Raw genomic sequence first — 1,468 nt, 5'->3', positions numbered from 1 at the left:
CTTCTCCAAGCTCAAGCACTTCCGCCGTGTTGCCACCCGCTACGACAAGCTGGCCGAGAACTTCCTCGCGATGGTTCAGCTCGCCTCAATGCGGCTGTGGCTCCGCATTTATGAGTCATCGTGTAATTGCGGCTGCTTCCCTCGGGCCTTGGTTGAGGCGCACACTTCTGGTTGTCGAATCCTGAAGGAAGGAAGCAGCCATGAAGCATTATTCCGGATTGGACCTGTCGATGGAAAGCACGCAGGTCTGCATCGTTGACGAAAATGGTCGGAAGCTCGTGTCGGAGAAGGTGGAAAGCTCCCCTCAGGCGATCTCCAAGATGTTGGAGCGATACGGCCCGATCGAAAGGGCAGTGATCGAAACGGGCCGCATGTCGCCGGCGATCTGCCTTGGTATGCGTGAACTGGGTGTCGCGGTGGTGTGCATTGATGCCCGCCAGGCGCACCAGAGCCTCAAGGCAATGAAGGCGAACAAGACCGATCCTCACGATGCCGCCGGGCTCGCACAGTTGGCCCGCACCGGCTTCTACAAGGAGGTGCACGTCAAATCTCCGGCAGCGCATGGCGTTCGCAGCGTGATCACTGCACGCAGCCATCTGGTGGAAGCGCGTGTCCGGCTCGACAATACGATCCGCGGTCTCTGCGCCACGTTCGGCTATCGGCCCGGCGCAGGTCAAGGGAAGGCCTTCCTCGAACGGATCATGCAAGCGGCACACATCCCAGGCCTTGGCGACGCCATCGCATCCTTGCTGTCCGTGCGCGCAGAACTGGTCGAGCAAATCAAGGGAATGGACCGCCGCCTGCGTGTCATCGCCAGCCAGTCACAGGCTTGCGAGATCCTGATGACCATCCCAGGCGTCGGCGTGCAGACATCGGCCGCCTTCGCCGCCGCAGTCGATGAAGCCGGACGCTTCCGACAATCACGCAATGCCGGCGCCTACTTCGGCCTTGTGCCCCGACGCCATCAGTCGGGCGAACTAGACTGGACAGGCAGGATCACCAAACAGGGCGATGGGACCGTGCGCAAGCTGCTCTACGAAGCTGCCAACTCGATCCTCACCCGGAGCCGTGAGACCTTCGCCTGAAAACTTGGGCCATGAAGATCGCCAAGCGTCGCGGCTTGAAGAAAGCCCGTGTCGCACTCGCCCGTCGGCTCGCGGTCATCATGCATGCCATGCTGCGCGATGGCACTTTGTTCCAGGCGTGAGGTAGGGTAGAACCTGTTTGCCAGCGGTGAAGCGTCAAAGCTGATCCGAGGGCGGTGTCCCGCGAGGGAACGCAGGGACGAACGATCTGCGAAGGTGCTCAGATGGACCTAAAAGCCTGCTTCGAGTCAATGCAACGTTCGCCTCTGTGAGACCCGATATAGCACGACCAGGCTTCGGCCGGGCCAGTGCGGACAGATCCATGAAACCCTCAAGGGATCGGCACCGCCAAGCTCTGCAATTACAGATCTACGCCCTAATCC

2 pseudogenes are annotated in these 1,468 nt (G+C 60.7%); both read left to right on the top strand.

Annotated features, from left to right (window positions below):
- Positions 1 to 106, top strand: a pseudogene (locus AC2A04_RS18245) (IS5/IS1182 family transposase); the annotation flags it as partial.
- 94 nt (positions 107 to 200) lie between these two features.
- Positions 201 to 1,207, top strand: a pseudogene (locus AC2A04_RS18240) (IS110 family RNA-guided transposase).
- Positions 1,208 to 1,468 lie beyond the last annotated feature (261 nt).

The organism is Novosphingobium sp. HNCC26DJ243 (genome assembly GCF_057180545.1).
The sequence above is the reverse complement of the archived record's forward strand: the minus strand, read 5'-3'. Positions and strand labels throughout refer to the sequence as shown.